This is a genomic window from Methylosinus sp. C49 (assembly GCF_009936375.1).
Lineage (GTDB): Bacteria > Pseudomonadota > Alphaproteobacteria > Rhizobiales > Beijerinckiaceae > Methylosinus.
In genome coordinates this window covers 2,733,357-2,751,543 of the sequence record NZ_AP022332.1, presented here as the reverse complement: position 1 = coordinate 2,751,543, position 18,187 = coordinate 2,733,357, and the positions used below count along the sequence as shown (strand labels likewise).

14 protein-coding genes are annotated in these 18,187 nt (G+C 66.5%); 9 read left to right on the top strand and 5 right to left on the bottom strand.

The window, feature by feature from the left end; all coding sequences use genetic code 11:
* Positions 1 to 37 precede the first annotated feature (37 nt).
* The 6 genes from rseP to lpxB all read left to right on the top strand — a co-directional run bounded on the left by rseP (position 38) and on the right by lpxB (position 7,792).
* The gene (rseP, locus tag GYH34_RS13015; RefSeq protein ID WP_174242454.1) at positions 38 to 1,180 is read left to right on the top strand and encodes an RIP metalloprotease RseP; all 1,143 of its coding nucleotides are present in this window, start codon (positions 38 to 40) and stop codon (positions 1,178 to 1,180) included.
* A 352-nt stretch (positions 1,181 to 1,532) separates the two neighbouring features.
* Positions 1,533 to 4,022: an outer membrane protein assembly factor BamA gene (gene bamA, locus GYH34_RS13010; RefSeq protein ID WP_161913947.1), complete on the top strand. Its 2,490-nt coding sequence runs from the start codon at positions 1,533 to 1,535 to the stop codon at positions 4,020 to 4,022.
* A gap of 177 nt (positions 4,023 to 4,199) precedes the next feature.
* Positions 4,200 to 5,243 (top strand): UDP-3-O-(3-hydroxymyristoyl)glucosamine N-acyltransferase, encoded by a 1,044-nt coding sequence (gene lpxD, locus GYH34_RS13005; protein ID WP_161913946.1) that lies wholly within the window; start codon positions 4,200 to 4,202, stop codon positions 5,241 to 5,243.
* A gap of 78 nt (positions 5,244 to 5,321) precedes the next feature.
* A complete protein-coding gene (fabZ, locus tag GYH34_RS13000) occupies positions 5,322 to 5,783 on the top strand; it encodes a 3-hydroxyacyl-ACP dehydratase FabZ (RefSeq protein ID WP_161913945.1) in 462 nt (153 codons plus the stop codon).
* 28 nt (positions 5,784 to 5,811) lie between these two features.
* Positions 5,812 to 6,627: an acyl-ACP--UDP-N-acetylglucosamine O-acyltransferase gene (lpxA, locus tag GYH34_RS12995; RefSeq protein WP_161913944.1), complete on the top strand. Its 816-nt coding sequence runs from the start codon at positions 5,812 to 5,814 to the stop codon at positions 6,625 to 6,627.
* Positions 6,628 to 6,631: 4 nt separating this feature from the next.
* Entirely contained in the window at positions 6,632 to 7,792 is a 1,161-nt protein-coding gene (gene lpxB, locus GYH34_RS12990; protein WP_256367004.1) for a lipid-A-disaccharide synthase, read from the top strand.
* Between the two features lie 211 nt (positions 7,793 to 8,003).
* Here the strand turns inward: lpxB and GYH34_RS12985 are convergent, their stop codons facing one another.
* The 4 genes from GYH34_RS12985 to gltX form a co-directional block, all read right to left on the bottom strand.
* Positions 8,004 to 9,425, bottom strand: coding sequence for a PAN domain-containing protein (locus GYH34_RS12985; RefSeq protein WP_161913943.1), 1,422 nt, complete (start codon positions 9,423 to 9,425; stop codon positions 8,004 to 8,006).
* Between the two features lie 410 nt (positions 9,426 to 9,835).
* Positions 9,836 to 10,483: a hypothetical protein gene (locus tag GYH34_RS12980; protein WP_161913942.1), complete on the bottom strand. Its 648-nt coding sequence runs from the start codon at positions 10,481 to 10,483 to the stop codon at positions 9,836 to 9,838.
* A gap of 118 nt (positions 10,484 to 10,601) precedes the next feature.
* A complete protein-coding gene (gltA, locus tag GYH34_RS12975) occupies positions 10,602 to 11,888 on the bottom strand; it encodes a citrate synthase (protein ID WP_108917962.1) in 1,287 nt (428 codons plus the stop codon).
* 351 nt (positions 11,889 to 12,239) lie between these two features.
* On the bottom strand, positions 12,240 to 13,658 hold the full coding sequence (gene gltX, locus GYH34_RS12970) for a glutamate--tRNA ligase (protein WP_161913941.1): 1,419 nt from the start codon (positions 13,656 to 13,658) through the stop codon (positions 12,240 to 12,242).
* A gap of 205 nt (positions 13,659 to 13,863) precedes the next feature.
* Here gltX and GYH34_RS12965 point away from each other — a divergent pair, with 205 nt between their 5' ends.
* Genes GYH34_RS12965 through GYH34_RS12955 form a run of 3 tightly spaced genes read left to right on the top strand, consistent with a single transcriptional unit; the run spans position 13,864 to position 17,307 of the window.
* Positions 13,864 to 14,247 (top strand): thioredoxin family protein, encoded by a 384-nt coding sequence (locus GYH34_RS12965; protein ID WP_161913940.1) that lies wholly within the window; start codon positions 13,864 to 13,866, stop codon positions 14,245 to 14,247.
* Complete coding sequence (locus tag GYH34_RS12960) at positions 14,247 to 14,975, top strand: cytochrome c biogenesis protein CcdA (RefSeq protein ID WP_161913939.1); 729 nt, start codon at positions 14,247 to 14,249, stop codon at positions 14,973 to 14,975. The genes GYH34_RS12965 and GYH34_RS12960 overlap by 1 nt, the downstream gene beginning before the upstream one ends.
* A gap of 40 nt (positions 14,976 to 15,015) precedes the next feature.
* Positions 15,016 to 17,307: a ComEC/Rec2 family competence protein gene (locus GYH34_RS12955; protein WP_244635100.1), complete on the top strand. Its 2,292-nt coding sequence runs from the start codon at positions 15,016 to 15,018 to the stop codon at positions 17,305 to 17,307.
* Between the two features lies 1 nt (position 17,308).
* Here the strand turns inward: GYH34_RS12955 and GYH34_RS12950 are convergent, their stop codons facing one another.
* Positions 17,309 to 18,187 carry a WcbI family polysaccharide biosynthesis putative acetyltransferase gene (locus GYH34_RS12950; protein WP_161913938.1) on the bottom strand — a complete coding sequence of 293 codons (879 nt, stop codon included), beginning with the start codon at positions 18,185 to 18,187 and terminating at the stop codon, positions 17,309 to 17,311.

Below are 18,187 nucleotides of genomic sequence, written 5' to 3'. Positions count from 1 at the left end.
AGCGTTTGCCAGGAGTATCGCTTTGCTGGACTTGCTCATGACGATCCTCATCTATGTCGTCCCCTTCGTCTTCGTGCTGACGATGGTGGTCTTCTTCCACGAGCTCGGCCATTTCCTCGTCGGCCGCTGGTGCGGGGTCAAGATCGACGCCTTCTCGATCGGCTTCGGGCCGGAGCTCTGGGCTTTCCATGACCGCTACGGCACGCGCTGGCGCGTGGCGGCGATTCCGCTCGGCGGCTATGTGAAGTTCCACGGCGACGCCAATGGCGCCAGCGTGCCCGATCCCGAGCGCATCGAAGCCATGCCGGAGGAGGAGCGCAAGGTCACTTTCTTCGGCCAGCCGGTGTGGAAACGCGCCGCCATAGTGGTGGCGGGGCCGCTCGCCAATTTCGTGCTGGCGATCGTCATCTTCACCCTTCTCTACGCCTCCTTCGGCCGCAATGTGCTGCTGCCCAAGGTCGCCGCCGTGCAGGCGGGCGGCGCGGCCGAGCAGGCCGGCTTCCAGAAGGGCGATCTCGTCCTCACCATAGACGGCGAGCCGATCGACAGCTTCGGCAAGATGCAGGAGATCGTCTCCGCCTCCACCGGCAAGCCGCTCAGCATCGTCGTGCGCCGCGCCGGCGAGGATGTGCCGCTGCAGGCGACCCCGCAATTGCGCGAGATCGAGACCGCTCTGGGCAAGACCAAAATCGGCATGATCGGCCTGCAGGCGAGCTCGGACCCCGCCGACCAGCGCGAGGAGCGCTTCGACCTCGGCCAGTCCTTCGTCCTCGCGGTCAATGAGACCTGGACGATCATCGGACGGACCGCCTCCTATCTCGGCGGCCTCGTCGTCGGCCGCGAGGCGACCGACCAATTGTCCGGCCCGATCGGCATTGCGCAGGTCTCCGGCCAAATGGCGAAGGCGATCGACAAGGTGGGCGTCGGGCCGCTGTTCAATCTCATCGCGATCCTGTCGATCTCGATCGGCCTGCTCAATCTCGCGCCGGTGCCGCTTCTCGACGGCGGACATCTGCTCTTCTATCTGATCGAGGCCGCGCGCGGCCGCGCGCTCGCGGAACGTACGCAAGAATACGCGTTCCGTGTCGGGCTCGCCATGGTCTGCACCTTGATGGTGTTCTCCACCTACAATGACCTCGCCAGGTTGTTGCGCCGCGTCACCGGCGCAGGGGTCGACTGACCGGCTTCGTGTCTCGTTCTTTTCTTCCCACTGAAATTCGGGGCGAAAGGGGCGAGACCGGCGGTTATGACCGCTTTTCGCCATCATTCTGGGGAGGATCGCCTCATGGGACTCGCGGCCGGCGCCGCGGGTTCCCGACGTTAACGCGACGCTGACCATAAAAAGTGGCTTCGCGGCGATGGGCCGGGCAAAACGGGGAAACTCGCAGCGTTCGGCATTTGCAGTAAACGGTAAACCTTGTAGAAGGTGAACATCGGATCGGACGGCGTGCGGTAGCGTGCGTGCGTTGTCCCAGTTCGTGAGCCGCGCCGCTTTCGGCGGGCGACGGCGCGACGAGGACTTAGGATTGACAATGCGGTCCATCGAGGCTTTTCGGAATCGTTCCTATCTCTTGGCAGCCGTGGTATCGGCGGTCCTCGGCTTCTCTCTTCCTTCTTTTGCTCAGGATATCGTCGTCGTCGGCAACGCCCGCGGCGATTCCGACGTGATCCGCTCCTATTTCTCCGGCACTAGCCCGGAAGAGATCGAGAAGGGGCTCGAAGCGCTGCGCAACAGCGGCCGCTTCGCCAATGTGAGCGCCACCCACGAGAAGGGACGCGTGGTCATCCATGTGTCGGAGACCAATCTCATCAACCGCGTCGTCTTCGAGGGCAACAGCAAGGTCAAGACCGACACGCTGACCTCGGAAGTGCGCACGCGCGCGCATGGCTCCTTCAATCAGACCGTCGTGCAGCAGGACATTGCGCGCCTGCTCGAGATCTACAAGCGCTCCGGCCGCGCCGCCGCCAAGATCACCTATCGCACCGTGCAGCTGCCCAATGGCCGCATCGATGTGGTGTTCACGGTGGAGGAGGGCGACAAGACCGGCGTCAAGGAGATCAAATTCGTCGGCAACACCGTCTTCTCGACCGGCCGTCTCGTCGATCTGATGGAAACGACGGAGATGAACTTCCTGTCGTTCATCAAGACGAGCGACGTCTATGATCCCGACCGCATCGCCTCCGATCTCGAATTGGTGCGCCGCTTCTATCTGAAGAACGGCTACGCCGACTTCCACGTCGTCAGCTCCGACGCCGTGTTCGATCCGGGCCAGGGCGGCTATGTCATCACGGTCGTCGTGGAGGAGGGGCCGCAGTATCGCGTCTCCAACGTCGATATCGAATCGCATCTGCCCGATATCGATCCGGCCTCTCTGCAGCCCTATCTGCGTCTTTCCGCCGGCGACGTCTATAATGGCGACGCGGTGGAGAAGACAGTCGAATCGCTGACCCGCGAGATCGCCAAGAAGGGCTACGCCTTCTCGCAGGCGCGCCCGCGCGGCGAGCGCAATCCCGCCGCACAGACAGTGGCGATCCGCTTCGTCGTCGACGAGGGTCCGCGCGTCTATATCGAGCGCATCAATATTCGCGGCAACACGCGCACGCGCGATTACGTCATTCGCCGCGAGTTCGAGATCGGCGAGGGCGACGCCTATAATCGCGTGCTGATCGATCGCGCCGAACGTCGCCTCAACGGCCTCGGCTTCTTCAAAAAGGTCCGCGTCACCAACGAGCCGGGCTCGGCGGCCGATCGCGTCATCGTCAATGTGGACGTCGAGGATCAGGCGACCGGCAATTTCGGCGTGTCGGGCGGCTATTCGACGACGGAAGGCTTCATCGGCGAAGTTTCGGTGTCGGAGAGCAACTTCCTCGGCCGCGGCCAGGCGACGCGCCTCTCGGTGCAGGCCGGCCAGCGCGCTCGCGGCGTGTCCTTCAGCTTCACCGAGCCTTACTTCCTCGATCAGCGCTTCTCGGCGGGCTTCGATCTCTTCGCGAAGAAGTCGGACGCCTATAACTACTCCTACTATTCGACCACCTCGATCGGCGGCACGCTGCGCTTCGGCATTCCGATCACCGAGGAGATCAGCCTCTCGCCGCGCTATTCGATCTACAATACGACGATCTCCATCCCCAACGACAGCAATCGTCCCTACAACGACTGTCAGACGCCGCTGCCGGGATATACGCCGGGCTTCGGCTATATCTTCGCGCCGACCCCGGCCGATCTCAGCGTGCTGTATAATTGTCAGTCGAACGGCGAGGCCTCGCTGGCCATCAAAGAATCGGTGGGATCGCGTCTGACCTCGCTCGTCGGCTATACCGTGTCGTACAACTCGCTCGACAATTTCCGCAATCCGAAGAACGGAGTTCATGCGCAGGCGTCGCAGGACATCGCCGGCCTCGGCGGGGACAGCCGCTATGTGCGCACGACGGGCGACTTGCGCTATTTCCACGAGATTCCTTTCGTGGACGATGTGGTCGGCATCGCGCGCGTGCAGGGCGGCAATATGTTTGCGCTCGGCGACTATAAGATGCGGGTGATGGACAATTTCAATCTCGGCCCGACATTGGTGCGTGGTTTCGCGCCCGGCGGCCTCGGCCCGCGCGATATTTCCAATTGGACCAGCTCGCGCGGCAACTCGCTCGGCGGCAGCAATTATATCGGCGGCTCGCTCGAGGTGCAGTTCCCGATCTGGGGCTTGCCGAAGGACATCGGCCTGCGCGGCGCGCTGTTCGCCGACGCCGGAACGCTGTGGGGCTACAAAGGCCAGACCAACTTCAGCGATTCTCTGTATGGCGTCGCCAACCTGCCCTGCGTCTATCCCTATACTGCCCCCACCTATGGCCAGGGCTCTTGCATCGTCGTCTCGGGTGACAAGGCGCAGATCCGCTCCTCGGTCGGCGCCTCGGCGCTGTGGCAATCGCCGCTCGGGCCGATCCGCTTCGACTATGCGGTCGTGCTGTCCAAGGCCTATGGCGATATCACGCAGCGCTTCCGCTTCTCGGGCGGCACCAATTTCTAAAAGCGACGCGCTGGCGCCGCCGCCACACAGCGACTAGAATTTGCGATCCCCGAGCGGCGACACCCGCCTCTCGGGGATCGTTTTCGTCGAGGGCGCCGCAATGGCTTTGGGCCGGCCGGCGCTCTCCTTGCGTTTTTCGTCCCGGCCGCGGCCGGGCGCGACGGGGAGGAGCGGGGCATGGGCGCCGCTGGGTTTTTCCGCCTCGACCGGCCGCTGACGCCGGCGGAGGTCGCCGAGATCGCCGGCGCGCGCCTTCACGAGGCCGGATCGGGCGTGCAGGAAATCATCGTCGGCGTCGCGCCGCTCGATCTGGCGCGGCCGGGCGAGCTCGCCTTCTATGATCGCAGACGCTATGCGTCGGCGCTGCGTCTCTGCCGCGCCACCGCCTGCCTGTTGCGCGCGCGCGATCTCGACTCGCTGCCGAGCGGCGTCATTCCGCTGGTGACGTCCGAGCCGCACAAAGCCATGGCGAGAGTCATGGCGCGGCTGTTTCCCGATGCGCTGCGGCCGCAGTCGCTATTCTCGGCGAGCGGCGTCTCGCCCGGCGCGATCATCCACCCGACGGCGCGGCTGGAGCCGGGCGTCTCGGTCGACCCCGGCGCCGTCATCGGCCCGCGCGCGGAGATTGGCTCGGGCAGCGTGATCGGCCCGCAGGCGGTGATCGGCCCGGATGTGCGCATCGGCCGCGACTGCTCCATCGGGGCCAATGTCAGTGTGGTTTGCGCGCTTATCGGCGATCGCGTCATCCTTCATCCGGGGGCGCGGCTCGGCCAGGACGGCTTCGGCTTCGCGCTGTCGCCGGAGGGGCATGTGAAGGCGCCGCAGATCGGCCGCGTCATCGTTCAGGACGATGTGGAGATCGGCGCCAATACGACGATCGACCGCGGCGCGACGCGCGACACCATCATCGGGGAAGGGACCAAGATCGACAATCTCGTCCAGATCGGCCACAACGTGGTGATCGGCCGCGGCTGCGTCATCGTTGCGCAATCGGGGCTCGCCGGCTCCTGCGAGCTCGGCGATTTCGTCGCCCTCGGCGGCCAATCGGCGATCGGCGGCCATATCACTATCGGCGAGGGCGCGCAGATCGCCGCCAAATCCGGCGTGACCCGCGATGTGCCGGCCGGCGCGCGCTGGAGCGGCGCACCGGCGCGCCCGGTGCGGCGCCATTTGCGCGGCGAGCTTCTGCTCGATCGTCAATCCCGCCGCGAGGCGAGGTAGAACCGGCGCCGGACGCCGGAGGAATGAGAGACGGGCCGGCGGGAGAGAGACGCCCGGACCCGGAGGGGAGAAAAGAAAATGAACGAAGAAGCAACGGCCGATGCGCCGGAAACCCTCGGCGTCCATCAGATTTTGGAGCTGCTGCCGCACCGTTATCCGTTTCTGCTCGTCGATCGCATCATCGATATTCGCGGCGACGAGAGCGGCGTCGGGCTGAAGAACGTCACTTTCAACGAGCCTCAGTTTCAGGGCCATTTCCCCGAGAATCCGGTGTTTCCGGGCGTGCTGATGGTAGAGGCCATGGCGCAGACGGCGGGCGCGATAGCTGCTCGCATGCAGCCGACGGGCTCGACTCGCAAGGTCTTCTTCACGACGATCGACAAAGCGAAATTTCGGCGTCCGGTGACGCCCGGCGATCGTCTCGAGTTCCATGTCGCCAAAAAGGCTCGCAAGCGCAACATCTATTGGTATGCCTGCCGGGCGCTGGTCGATGGCGCGCTGGTCTGCGAGGCGGAGCTGAGCGTGATGATCGGCGCCTGAGCGCCGCAGCATCGCCCGGATGGGCCTCATGACATCGAGCGCGCGCATCCATCCTTCCGCTGTGGTCGAGGCCGGCGCTCGCCTCGGCGAGGACGTCGTCATCGGGCCATTCTGCCATATCGGCGCCGAGGTCGAGCTCGGCGCCGGGGCGCGCCTCCTCTCGCATGTGGTTTTGGCGGGGCGCACGCGCATCGGACCGGATGCGGAAATCCATCCTTTCGCCGCGCTCGGCGCCGCGGCGCAGGATTTGAAATCCCGCGGCCTGTCGGGGACGCTCGTCATCGGCCGCGGATGTCTCGCGCGAGAGGGCGTCACCATCAACGCCGGAACGCCGGCGGGCGGCGGCGAGACGCGCATCGGCGACGATTGCGCTTTTCTCGCCTATTCCCATATCGGCCACGACTGCTCGATCGGCGATGGCGTGGTGCTCTCCAATAATGTGCTGCTCGGCGGCCATGTCCGCATCGGCGATCATGCGGCGATCGGCGGCGCGACGGTCGTGCATCAGCGCGTGCGCATCGGCGCGCATAGTTTCGTTGCCGGCCTCTCGGGCGTCGAGGGCGATCTCATTCCCTACGGCCTCGCGGGCGGCAATCGCGCGCATTTGTTCGGCCTCAATCTCGTCGGCCTGCGACGGCGCGGCTTTTCGGATGCACGCCTCGCTGTTTTGCGCGAGGCGTTTCGCTGCTTGTTCCCGCAGGAGACGGGCGCGGAGGTGCTGGCCGAGCGCGTCGAAACCGCTGCTCGGGATTTCGCCGGCGCCGAGGATGTCGCGGCGCTGATCGCCTTTCTGCGCGCCGAGCGGGAGCGGCCGCTCTGCGCGCCGCGCCCGGCGCGGGGCTAGGGCGGTGGCAAGGCCCGGCCATGTGTTTCTCATCGCCGGGGAAGCCTCCGGCGATCTCCTCGGCGCGCTGCTGATGCGCGCGCTGCGCGCCGAGCGGCCGGATATTCGCTTTTCTGGCGTCGGCGGCGAGGCGATGGCGCGCGAAGGGCTCGCGAGCCTCTTTCCCCTAGGCGATATCGCCGTCATGGGCCTCGTTCCGGTGCTGCGCCGCCTGCCCAGGCTGCTGGAGCGCATAGACCGAACAGCGCGCGCGGTCGTGGAGACGCAGCCCGATTGCCTCGTGCTGATCGACGCGCCGGACTTCACCCATCGCGTGGCGCGGCGGGTGCGGCGCGCGCGGCCGGAACTGCCGATCCTCGATTATGTGAGCCCGACCGTCTGGGCCTGGCGGCCCGGGCGCGCGCGGGCGATGCGCGACTATATTGACGAGGTGCTGGCCGTTCTGCCCTTCGAGCCGGCGGCGCATCTGCGGCTCGGCGGCCCGGCCTGCGTCCATGTGGGCCATCCGCTGCTCGATTGTCTCGATGCGCTGACGCCATCCGCGGCCGAGCTGGCGGCGCGCGAGGAGGGGAGGCCGCTGCTGCTCGTCCTGCCGGGCTCGCGCCGCGCCGAGGTCGCGCGGCTCATGCCGCCTTTCGGCGAGACATTGGCGACGCTCGCCGCGCGATGTGGGCCGTTGGACGTCGGCCTGCCTGTGGTGCCTCATGTGGCCGAAGAAATCGAAGCGCGCCTCGCCGGCTGGCCGCTGCGGCCGCGGCTTCTGTCGCAAGAGGAGAAGCCAGCGGCTTTCCGCCGGGCGCGCGCGGCGCTGGTCGCCTCGGGCGCGGCGACATTGGAGCTGGCGCTCGCCGGCGTTCCCATGGTCGTCGCCTATAAGGTCGCTCCCATCGAATGGCCGCTACGCGTGCTCATCCGCGTCGACAGCATCGTGCTGCCCAATCTGGTGCTCGGCGAGCGGCTCATTCCCGAATTTCTGCAGCAACGCGCGGAGCCCAAGGCGCTCGCGGCGGCGTTGGAGCCGCTCCTGCGCGGCGGCGGCGAGCGCGCGGCGCAATCGAGCGGTCTCGAGCGCGTGCGCGAGCGCATGCTGGCGGATGGGCGCAGCCCCAGCGCGCGCGCCGCCGAGCGCGTGCTCGCATGGATGGAGGGACGGGCGAATGCCTGAGCGGCGTAAATAAATAGGGGAGGCCGCGCTTCCGGACGCGTGACCTCCCCGCAATATGTAAAACGTATCGACCAGCAACAACGCTCGAGCATTAGCTCCGCTCCGCCGCCGCTGCATCCCCCATTTGGGATAGATCGCGCAAAATTCGCGAGCAGAGCCTCGTCGTGACCGTCTCGTCTGCTTTTTCGGGAGCGACTTACGCCGTCTCGCGCTACTCCTGACGTTTGCCGCCGCTGTCGGCCAGCTCATTGGAAAAATATTCTCCGGTCGATTTGAACAGATGACAGGCGCTCTCGTCGAGACGGAAGGTGAAAGCGACGCAGGCGTCTTCCTCGCGGCAGGCCGCCTCGCAGGCGTCGGGACCTTCGACGGAGGCCGTCTTATAGCCGGCGCCGGGGAAGGCCTTAGACGGGTAGCGCTCCATCGCGAGCGCGCCGGAGGGCGCGCGCGGAATGCGAATATCCTCGCGCAGGCCGCTGGTCATGCGCGGATTGAGCGCGAAAGCGACGGACGCGGATTTGAGGCGGCAGATGCGATTCCAGCGATCGAAGGCATAGGCCCGGCAATCGGCGCGGCCGCGGCAGGCGGCGACGCAGGCGGGCTGATCGAGCTTGCGCAGAGTGGCGAGCGTCGGCCCCGCGAGGTCGCGATTGTCGAAGCCGCGAAAGGCGGCGGGCTTTTGCTGGCCGATGACGGCGGGCGGAAGCCGCTCCGGTTCCTCCTCCGGCGTGAGCGTTGTCGTCGCCTCCGGCGCTGGCGTCTCCGCTCGCGGCGCGATCTGAGGCAGAGCGGCGATCTCCGCTTTCGCCGGCGGCTCGGATGGCGCTCGAGCGGCGGGAGCCGGGCCGCTCGGCGCGAGCGGGGGAATTTTCGCGCGCGCGAGCTCGGGATCGGCGGCGATCGCGCGTGCGATCACAAAGGCCTTGTCCTCGCGCAGCAGCGCCGCGAGCGCCTCCTCGCGCGCCCGGCTCGCCGCGAGATCGCCGAGCGTCGCGCGGGCGCGCGTCTCCAGCTCGCTCGCGGAAGCGTCGAGATGCGCGAGCGCCGCGCGCAGCTCGGGCGGCGCCGCCTCCGAACGCCGCGCCCATTGTCCGCCGCCGATGAGGGCGGCGAAAAGGACGAGCGCCGCGACGAGAAGGGCGCGTCCGCGGCGGCGCGGCGGCGGCGCGGCGGCGATAGCGGCCGCCGTCTCGGCCGCCCTTTGCGCGGCGCGCCGCTGCGCCTCGGCGAGGCGCTCTTCCAATTGCTGAATATGTCGGGCGCCTTCGTCGAGGCGTTGCTCCAGCTCCTGCGATCGCGCATCGGCTTCGGAGCTTTCGCTCGGCGGGCTGGGCGGCTCCAGCCGCCGGGCGCCGCGCTCCAGCCAGATCTCGAACAGTGTGGAGAGGTTCGGCTTGGGCGTGGAAATTCCGCGCCGCTCGCGATCGAGCCAGGCGTCGAAATCGCGGGCGAAAGCGGCGAGCACATTCTCGACCGTCGTCTGCTCGCGCGCGGCGCGCTGCTCGTAATGACGGCGCGCGTCGCGCAGCATCGTCGCGCATTCCTCGCGATATTGCGCCTCGACCTCGTCCCATGAACGTCGCGCGTCGGGAGCGCTCGCCTCGCGCCGCGCCACATCGTTCACAGCACCCATCGTCGTCTCCCGCTTCGTGCTCTCGGCCGCTGCGCGGTCGTTCGATCACGTTCGGTTTCTAATACGGATTTGCGGCGCTCGTCCAAATCATGCGCCGTCGTCGCGGCGGCGACGACGGAGTTCACGGGCGGTCCCTTGGGACACGGGGGATTTTGCCGCGGGCGGGGCGGGGGCGTTTCGCTCATGACGAATGATCCGATCATGGCGAATCGCGCGGGATGCGATTCGGCGATTCGCCGGGGCTGAAATCGATGATTGAAACGCAGCGACGAAAAGCACGCGCAGGGCGAAAAATGCTCGCGTGAATCGAGGGGCGAACGTCGCCATTGGCGGCGACGAACATGTCGATTTCGAGTCGCGCGCGGGCTCCCGTGCAACTTACGGAAAAGCCGGCGCCGGCCGCTCGACGATCACGCGCGCAGGACGGCGCGGCCGGAGCGAATGGCGGAGACGATGCGAACGACGATCTCCGAGCCCGTGCGGCGGTTGCGCGCATCGAACTCCGTCGCCGCCTCCGGCGTCAATATGTCGAGATAGGACGAGGCGACGCGAAGCTTCTCGCTCATCGTGGGATCGACATAGCCGAGCGCGAAAGAGAGCGCGGGCGTGCGCCCGGCGACGACGGTCGCATGATCGTCGGTGACGAGATGGCTCGCATGGAGCGAGCCGCCGATCTCGCAGCGGCCGGCGCTCGAGCTGTTGAAGACCGCGCCTTCCGCGCGCAGATCGCCGCGCACCACCACCTCTGCGCCGCCGAGCGTGACCGTGCGTGCGCGGAGATTGCCGCGCGCCAGCACAAAGGCCGCCGAGCCGTCGAAGGAATTGTCCATGAGATCGCCGTCGATCGTCATATCGCCATCGACGACGAGCCCTGCGATCTTGTCGCACCACATCCATTGATAGAGCTCTATGTCGCCGACATAGGCGAAATCGCCTGGGCAATAGGCGATGCGGAAAGAGGAGAGATCGAAGAGGCCGAGGCTGATCTCGCGATCGAAGCGCAGCTTCTGGCGCGCCTCCTCGAAAGAGAGCAATTCATAGGACCCCGTCTCGATCATTTCCGCCTCCTCATTTGGTGAGGAGACAATGGCGGGAGCGGAGCCGTAAATCTGTGCGTGAGCGCACAAGACGTTTCGGCCTTCGCATCTCGAAACGCGAAGGCCGTGGCGAAATAGATCAGCGCTTGGACATGGGCAGGTAGTCGCGCTGCTTCTCGCCCGTGTAGAGCTGGCGCGGGCGGCCGATCTTGGAGCCAGGATCCTCGATCATCTCCTTCCATTGCGCGATCCAGCCGACCGTGCGCGCCACAGCGAAGAGCACGGTGAACATTGTGGTCGGCAGGCCCATCGCCTTCAGCGTGATGCCGGAATAGAAGTCGATGTTCGGATAGAGCTTCTTCTCGATGAAATATTCGTCGTGCAGCGCGATGCGCTCGAGCTCGATCGCCACATCGAGCAGATCGTCCTTGACGCCGAGCTCGGCCAGCACCTCGCGCGTCGTGCGCTGCATGATCTTCGCGCGCGGGTCGTAATTCTTATAGACGCGATGGCCGAAGCCCATCAGGCGGAACGGGTCGTTCTTGTCCTTGGCCTTGGCGATGTAGATCGGAATGCGATCCGGCGTGCCGATCTCGGCGAGCATCTTCAGCACCGCCTCGTTTGCGCCTCCATGGGCCGGACCCCACAGCGAGGCGATGCCCGCCGCCACACATGCGAAAGGATTGGCGCCGGACGAGCCGGCGAGGCGCACGGTGGAGGTGGAGGCGTTCTGCTCGTGATCGGCGTGCAGCATGAAGAAGCGGTCGAGCGCCCGCGACATTACCGGATTGACCTTATATTCCTCGCAAGGAACGGCGAAGCACATGCGCAGGAAGTTCGACGTGTAGTCGAGATCGTTCTTCGGATAGACGAAGGGCTGGCCGATCGAATATTTATAGGCCATTGCCGCCAGCGTCGGAATTTTCGCGATCATGCGCGTCGAGGCGACCATGCGCTCGACCGGATCGGCGATATTCGTCGAGTCGTGATAGAAGGCCGAGAGCGCGCCCACCGACGCCACCATCACCGCCATCGGATGCGCGTCCCGGCGGAAGCCCTGGAAGAAGCGCGCCATCTGCTCATGCACCATCGTATGGCGCGTGATGCGATAGTCGAAATCGGCCTTTTGAGTCGCCGTCGGCAATTCGCCATAGAGCAGCAGATAGCAGGTCTCGAGAAAGTCCCCGTGCTCGGCGAGCTGGTCGATCGGATAGCCGCGATAGAGGAGAACGCCCTCATCGCCGTCGATATAGGTGATTTTCGACTCGCAGCTCGCCGTGGAGGTGAAGCCCGGGTCATAGGTGAACATGCCCGTATCGCCGTAGAGCTTGCGGATGTCGGCGACGCTGGGGCCGATCGTGCCCTCCATGATCGGCAGGCTCACGGTTTTCTCGCCGGTGTGAAAGGACGCTTCTTTTTTCGTCATGGCCCCACCTTCTCGCGTTATCCGTGCAGTTTCGCGGTGCTTCGGCGAAACGCCGCAGCATATTTTACGCCACGCCCGAGCCGCGCTTTCCCCCGCGGCTCGACCTCGCCAGCGAAAACGTCCGTGCGCGGGCGCTTTTGCGCCCAGGGGCCGCCGCGCCCGCTCGACCGGACATAAATCGCTTTAAATTCAAACCCTCCTGCGAATGGGCGGCGGAATTGCGTCGGTCGCCGCGCCGTTGCGGCGCATGCGCAGCGGGCAGGAAGAGGGCAATGCGGCGCATATGGTCGAGCAGAGGAACTCTTGTGCGTTGCACAAACTATAGCATCCCGCGTCTGCGGTTCAAGCGAGTTACGCCGCCTGGTCGCGCAGGCGGGCGAGGCTCTCCTCCTTGCCGAGGATGGCCAGCACGTCGAAAATGCCGGGCGAGGTGGTGCGCCCGGTGAGCGCGGCGCGAAGCGGCTGCGCCAGATCGCCGAGCTTGACGCCCTGAGCCGCGGCCGTCTCGCGCACGATATTCTCGGTCGCAGCGGCGCTCCACTCCTCGAGCGTGGCGAGCTTTTCCGTCAGCGCGGCGAGATGCGCCTTCGCCGCCGGCGACAGCAGCGCGGCGGCCTTTGCGTCCAGCGCCAGCGGCCGCTCGGCGAAGAGGAAGCCGGCGCCGTCGACCAGCTCATTGAGCGTCTTGGCGCGCGCCTTGAGGCCGGGCATTGCGGCGGCGAGCTGCGCTTTGCGCTTGTCGTCGAGTTTTGCCGCGAGCGCCGCGCCGCCCTCGAGATAGGGCAGCGTCGCGATCAGCGCCTCGAGCAGCTCGGAATCCTCGCTGCTGCGCAGATAATGGCCGTTCATATTCTCGAGCTTCACGAAATCGAAGCGCGCCGGCGAGCGATGAATGCTCTCGAGATCGAAAGCCTCGATCATCTCCGCGGTCGAGAAAAACTCGCGGTCGCCCTGGCTCCAGCCGAGACGCAGGAGATAGTTCCGCAGCGCCGCCGGCAGATAGCCCATGCCGCGATAGGCGTCCACGCCGAGCGCGCCATGGCGCTTCGACAGCTTGGCGCCGTCCGGCCCATGGATGAGCGGAATATGGGCGAGCCTCGGCGTCTCCCATCCCAGCGCGTCATAGATGTGCTTTTGCCGCGCGGCGTTGGTGAGGTGATCGTCGCCGCGGATGATCTGCGTGACGCCCATATCGTGATCGTCGACGACGACGGCGAGCATATAGGTCGGCGCGCCATCCGAGCGTAGCAGCACGAAATCGTCGATATCCTTGTTCGGAAACACGACGCGGCCCTGCACGGCGTCCTCGATAACCGTCTCGCCCTCTTGCGGCGTCTTCAGCCGAATGACCGGCGCGACGCCGGCGGGCGCCTCGCTGGGATCGCGATCGCGCCAGCGCCCGTCATAGCGCGGCGGACGGCCCTCGGCGCGCGCGGTCTCGCGCATCTCCTCCAGCTCCTGCGCGCTGGCGTAGCAGCGATAGGCCTTGCCTTTGGCGAGCAGCTCCCCGGCGATCTCGCGATGACGCGGCGCGCGCGCGAATTGATAGGTGACGTCGCCATCCCAATCGAGGCCGAGCCAGCGCATTCCATCGAGAATGGCGTCTATGGCGCCCTGGGTGGAGCGCTCGCGGTCGGTGTCTTCGATGCGCAGCAGGAAACGCCCGCCGTGACGCTTGGCGTAGAGCCAATTGAACAGCGCCGTGCGCGCGCCGCCGATATGGAGGAAGCCGGTGGGGGAGGGGGCGAAGCGCGTGACGACCTGGGGCATGAGCGCGGCTGACGGTCCTTGAGAATTTAGAGCGGAGGCCCGTCTAGCACGGTGCGGGCCAGGGGGGAACTGCGGGGGGCCTTCGACGGCGCGTAACATCCTATGGCCCGATCGCGTATAGACGAGCGAACCGGGCGGACGGCCTGCGCCGCAATCCATTTCGCCCGCGCTCCAGCGGACTAGATTCATAAGGAGGATTTCACCCATGAGGCTTCGCTTCGCTTCCGCGCTTTTCTCCGCCGCGCTGTTCGCCACGCCGCTTTTCGCCGCCGAGAAGCACGCCTTCACGCCGCAAGGCTTCGAGGCGGCGCAAACGGCCGGCAAGCCGATCCTCGTCGAGATTCACGCGCCCTGGTGCCCCACCTGCAAGGCGCAGCAGCCGATCGTCGAGAAGCTCGGCAAGGATCCCAAATTCGGAACGCTGCAGGTGTTCGAGGTCGATTTCGACAGCCAGAAGGACGCGCTGCGCGGCTTCCACGCGACGACGCAGAGCACGCTCATCGTCTTCAAGGGCAAGAGCGAGACCGGCCGCTCGGTCGGCGACACCAGCGCCGCCTCGATAGCGGCGCTGCTCGACAAGGCGCTGTGATGACGGTCGATTTCGCCGGAGCCGGCCTCGCCTTTCTGGCGGGGCTGTTCTCGACGCTCTCGCCCTGCGTGCTGCCGTTGCTGCCGATCATTCTCGGCGCGGCGGCCTCCGAGCACAGGCTGGGGCCGGCGGCGCTGGCGCTCGGCGTCGCCTCCTCCTTCGTCGCCATCGGCCTGTTTCTGGCGCTCATCGGCTTCGGGGCGGGGATAGACGGCGATAGTCTGCGCTTCGGCGCGGCGTTGCTGATGGTGGCTCTGGGCGTGCTGCTGGCGGCGCCGGCGCTGCAAGTCAGGATCGCCGCCGCTGGCGGACCGGTCGCGGATTGGATCGAGCGGCGCTTCTCCGGCTTCTCGACCCATGGGCTGCGCGGCCAATTGGCGCTCGGCCTGCTGCTCGGCGCGGTGTGGAGTCCCTGCGCCGGGCCGACTCTGGGCGCGGCCTCGCTGCTCGCGGCGCAGGGCCAAAATCTCGGCCAGGTCGGACTGGTGATGGCGTTCTTCGGGCTGGGGGCCGGCCTGCCTCTGGTCGCGCTCGGCTCCGTCTCGCGGGGGCTGGCTATGCGGCTGCGGCAGTCGCTGCTCGTCGGCGGCAAATGGGGCAAGGGCACGCTCGGCGCGACGCTGGCCTCCATCGGCCTCATGATCGCCACCGGGCTCGACAAGCCGCTGGAGGCGGCGCTGGTCGTCGCCTCGCCGGAATGGCTGACCGAGCTGACGACGCGTTTTTGATCGTCGCGGCGCTCGCGCACTCGGTGGTTTCGGATATAGCATGAGCGAGACCTTGCTCGAGCTGCGATATCCGGGGCCTTTGGTGAGTTGGAGCGCGAAAGCCGTCGCCGGCGCGACCGATCGGGCGAGGGGCGTCATACGCCCCGCCTTTTCGGCCGCTTTCGCGTCGCTCGCCGAAGCCGCCCGCGCCGCGCTGGAAGAAGAGATCGCGCTGCGGCGGCCGTTTCTGTGGCTACCGGTGGCCTCCGGCGCCGGCGTCCTGCTCTATTTCGTGGCCGATCGCGAGCCCTCGCTCGCATTCTCGGCGGCGGGCCTCGCCATTCTGGCGGCGCTCGCCGTCCTTCTGCGCGCGCATAGGGCGCGCGCTCTGCTTCTCCTGCTCGCCTGCCTCTCGGGCGGCTTCTTCGCCGCCGTCTGGCGCGCCGCGCGCGTCGATGCGCCGATCGTCTCACGCGCCGGCATCGGCTTTCTCACCGGCTTCGTCGAGGAGCTGGATCCGCGCCCCAATGGCGCGCGCTTCATTCTGCGGCTCGCCAGCGCGGAAGGATTGCCCAATGACGTCGCGCCGTTTCGCGTGCGGCTGACCACGCGGGGCGAGGCGAAATTTTCGGCCGGCGATTTCATCGCGCTGAAGGCGCGCGTGCTGCCGCCGGCCCACGCCGCTCTGCCGGGCGGCTATGATTTCTCGCGCGACGCTTATTTCGCCGGCCTCGGCGGCGTCGGCAATGCGCTCGGCCGCATAGACGTCTTGCCGCCGCCCGATCCTGCGCCAATGTCGCTGCGCTTCTTCGCCGCCGTCGATCGGCTGCGCAATGCGCTGGCGGCGCGGGTCTATCGCGCGCTCGGCGGCGACACCGGCGCCATCGCCGCCGCAATGGTCACGGGCAAGCGCGATTTTCTGAGCGAGGAGGCGAAAGAGCTGATCCGCCGCGCCGGCATATTCCACATCATCACGATTTCCGGCGTGCAGATGACATTGGTCGCCGGCATTTTTTTCGTCGGGCTGCGGCGGCTGCTGGCGCTCTCGCGCACTTTGGCGCTGAATTATCCCATAAAGAAATGGGCGGCCGGCGTCGCCATCATCGGCGCCGTTCTCTACGATATCGGCACCGGCTCGCGCGTCGGCACGGAGCGCGCGCTCATCATGACGACGATCATGCTGATCGCCGTGCTCTTCGATCGGCCGTCGCTGTCCATGCGCAATCTGGCGCTGGCGGTTTTCGTTATCGTCGCCTTCCAGCCGGAGGCGCTGCTGGGCGCCAGCTTTCAGCTCTCCTTCGCTGCAGTGGCGGCGCTGGTCGCCGTCTATGAGGCGCGCGGCGCGCTCATCGAGCGTCGGCGCGAGCCGCCCGCCTTCGGCCGAACGCCGACGCGCTTAATGCGCTGGCGCGAGAATATGAGCGAGCTATTGCTGCGCGGGCCGGCGGCGCCGATCTTCGCGACGCTCTGCGCCACATCGGCGACCGCCTCCTTCATGGCTGGCGATTTTCACGAATTGAGCCCCTATGTGCTGATCGGCAATCCGCTGACGCTCGCCATCATCGAATTCTTCGCCGTGCCGGGGGCGCTGCTCGGCGCGTTCCTTTATCCTTTCGGCCTCGACGGCCCGGTCTGGCGCTATGTCGGCTTCGGCATCGATCTCGTCACCGCCATAGCGCGGCTCATCGGCGCCGCGCCGGGCGCCAGCCTGCCGGTGAAGAGCTTCGCCCCTTTCGCGATTATTTTCCTGTCGCTCGCGGTTCTGTCGCTCGTGCTGTGGCGGACATGGCTGTTCCGGGCGACGAGCATTCCCTTCGCCCTGCTCGGCCTGTTCGGCGCCGCCAGCGGGGAGGGCTTCGATCTCGCCGTCGCGCCCGGCGGCGACTCCGCGACGCTGCGCCTGCCGTCGGGCGAGCTGGCGCTGCTCGGCCGTGGAAAGCTCGCCTTCGTCGGCGAGCAATGGCTGCGGGCGGACGCCGACACAAGAGCGCCGGCCGACGCCCGCGGCGGCGTCTCCTGCGACGATCTCGGCTGCGTGGCGAGAGCGGTCGACGGCCGCGCGGTCGCTCTGGTGACGGATCGCAAGGCGCTGATCGAGGATTGCGCCCGCGCGGCGATCGTCATCGCGCCCTTTTACGCGCCCGCGGGCTGCGGCGCGCCTATCCTTCTCGATCGCCGCAAGCTCGCCGAGACCGGCGCGGCGACCCTGCGCTTTATCGGCGAGCGAGTGGAGTGGCGAACCGCCCGCTCGCCGGGCGAGGACCGGCCTTGGTCGCGCGCGCCGAAGCAGAGGGCGATGAGCGCTTCGTCTCCCGGCGGCGAGCCGCCCGTCGAGGAGGAGCGGCAAAATTAGATCAGACGCGCTCGAGCGTCTTGGCGCATTCAGCGATGAAGGGCACGGACTTCCAAGCGTCGTCCATTCTCCCGAGGGATTCGAAGATGATGTCGATCACGCGGGACAGAGACATTTCGCGAGGCGCGGATTGGGGCTGCTTGAGCCAAGTGAGGCCGCCCTCGAACCCGAAGCGACGCGCGATTTCGGGGTAGACGGGCCAAACTTCCGAAATGGCGAGCCTATCGGGTTGCGTGCTGCGCAGCCCCTCTGAGCGGGTGAATGCGTCTTCGTCGAGAAAGCGCCCCTTGAGGGCGTTCCGAGTGATATCGACGAGAACGAAGCTGCGCGGATGATGGCAGACGTAGAAGAAGTCGTTCTGCGTCTCCCAAAACTCGAACGCCTCCTCCAGCCGAATGCCATATTTGCCGAAGTCCTCGACAAGGCGGCTTTTCTCGGTCTTGTACAGATCGAAATAGCCGAGCTTCTCATAGACGTCTTCTCGGAAGAGCGCTTGCGTTTCCTCCGCCGTCTTGCCGATCGCTTTCGCGCCGAGAGCGATCAGCGAGGTCTGAGTATGTGGCGCGCCTTCACTGAAAGGTCCCCAGAAGCCGTCCAGCATGGCGACGTCTGGATGCAGGCCTCGAAAATAGATTTCGGGAATGATCACGCGCTCGGCGTTCGGATTGAGCACGCTCGCCAGGCGGAGCCCGTCGAGCGGCCAGCCGATATAGAGGTCGCATTCTCTGAGATAATTCTCGAACTCGGGCTTCTCGCCGGTCAGGAGCCATCGTTCCGCCTCGTTGAATCCAGCGGCCTTGATCGTCCAATCGGGGAACAGCGTCTGGACCACCTCGTAATAGGTGGATGTCGCGCAGTTCGAAACAACGATGACCTTCAT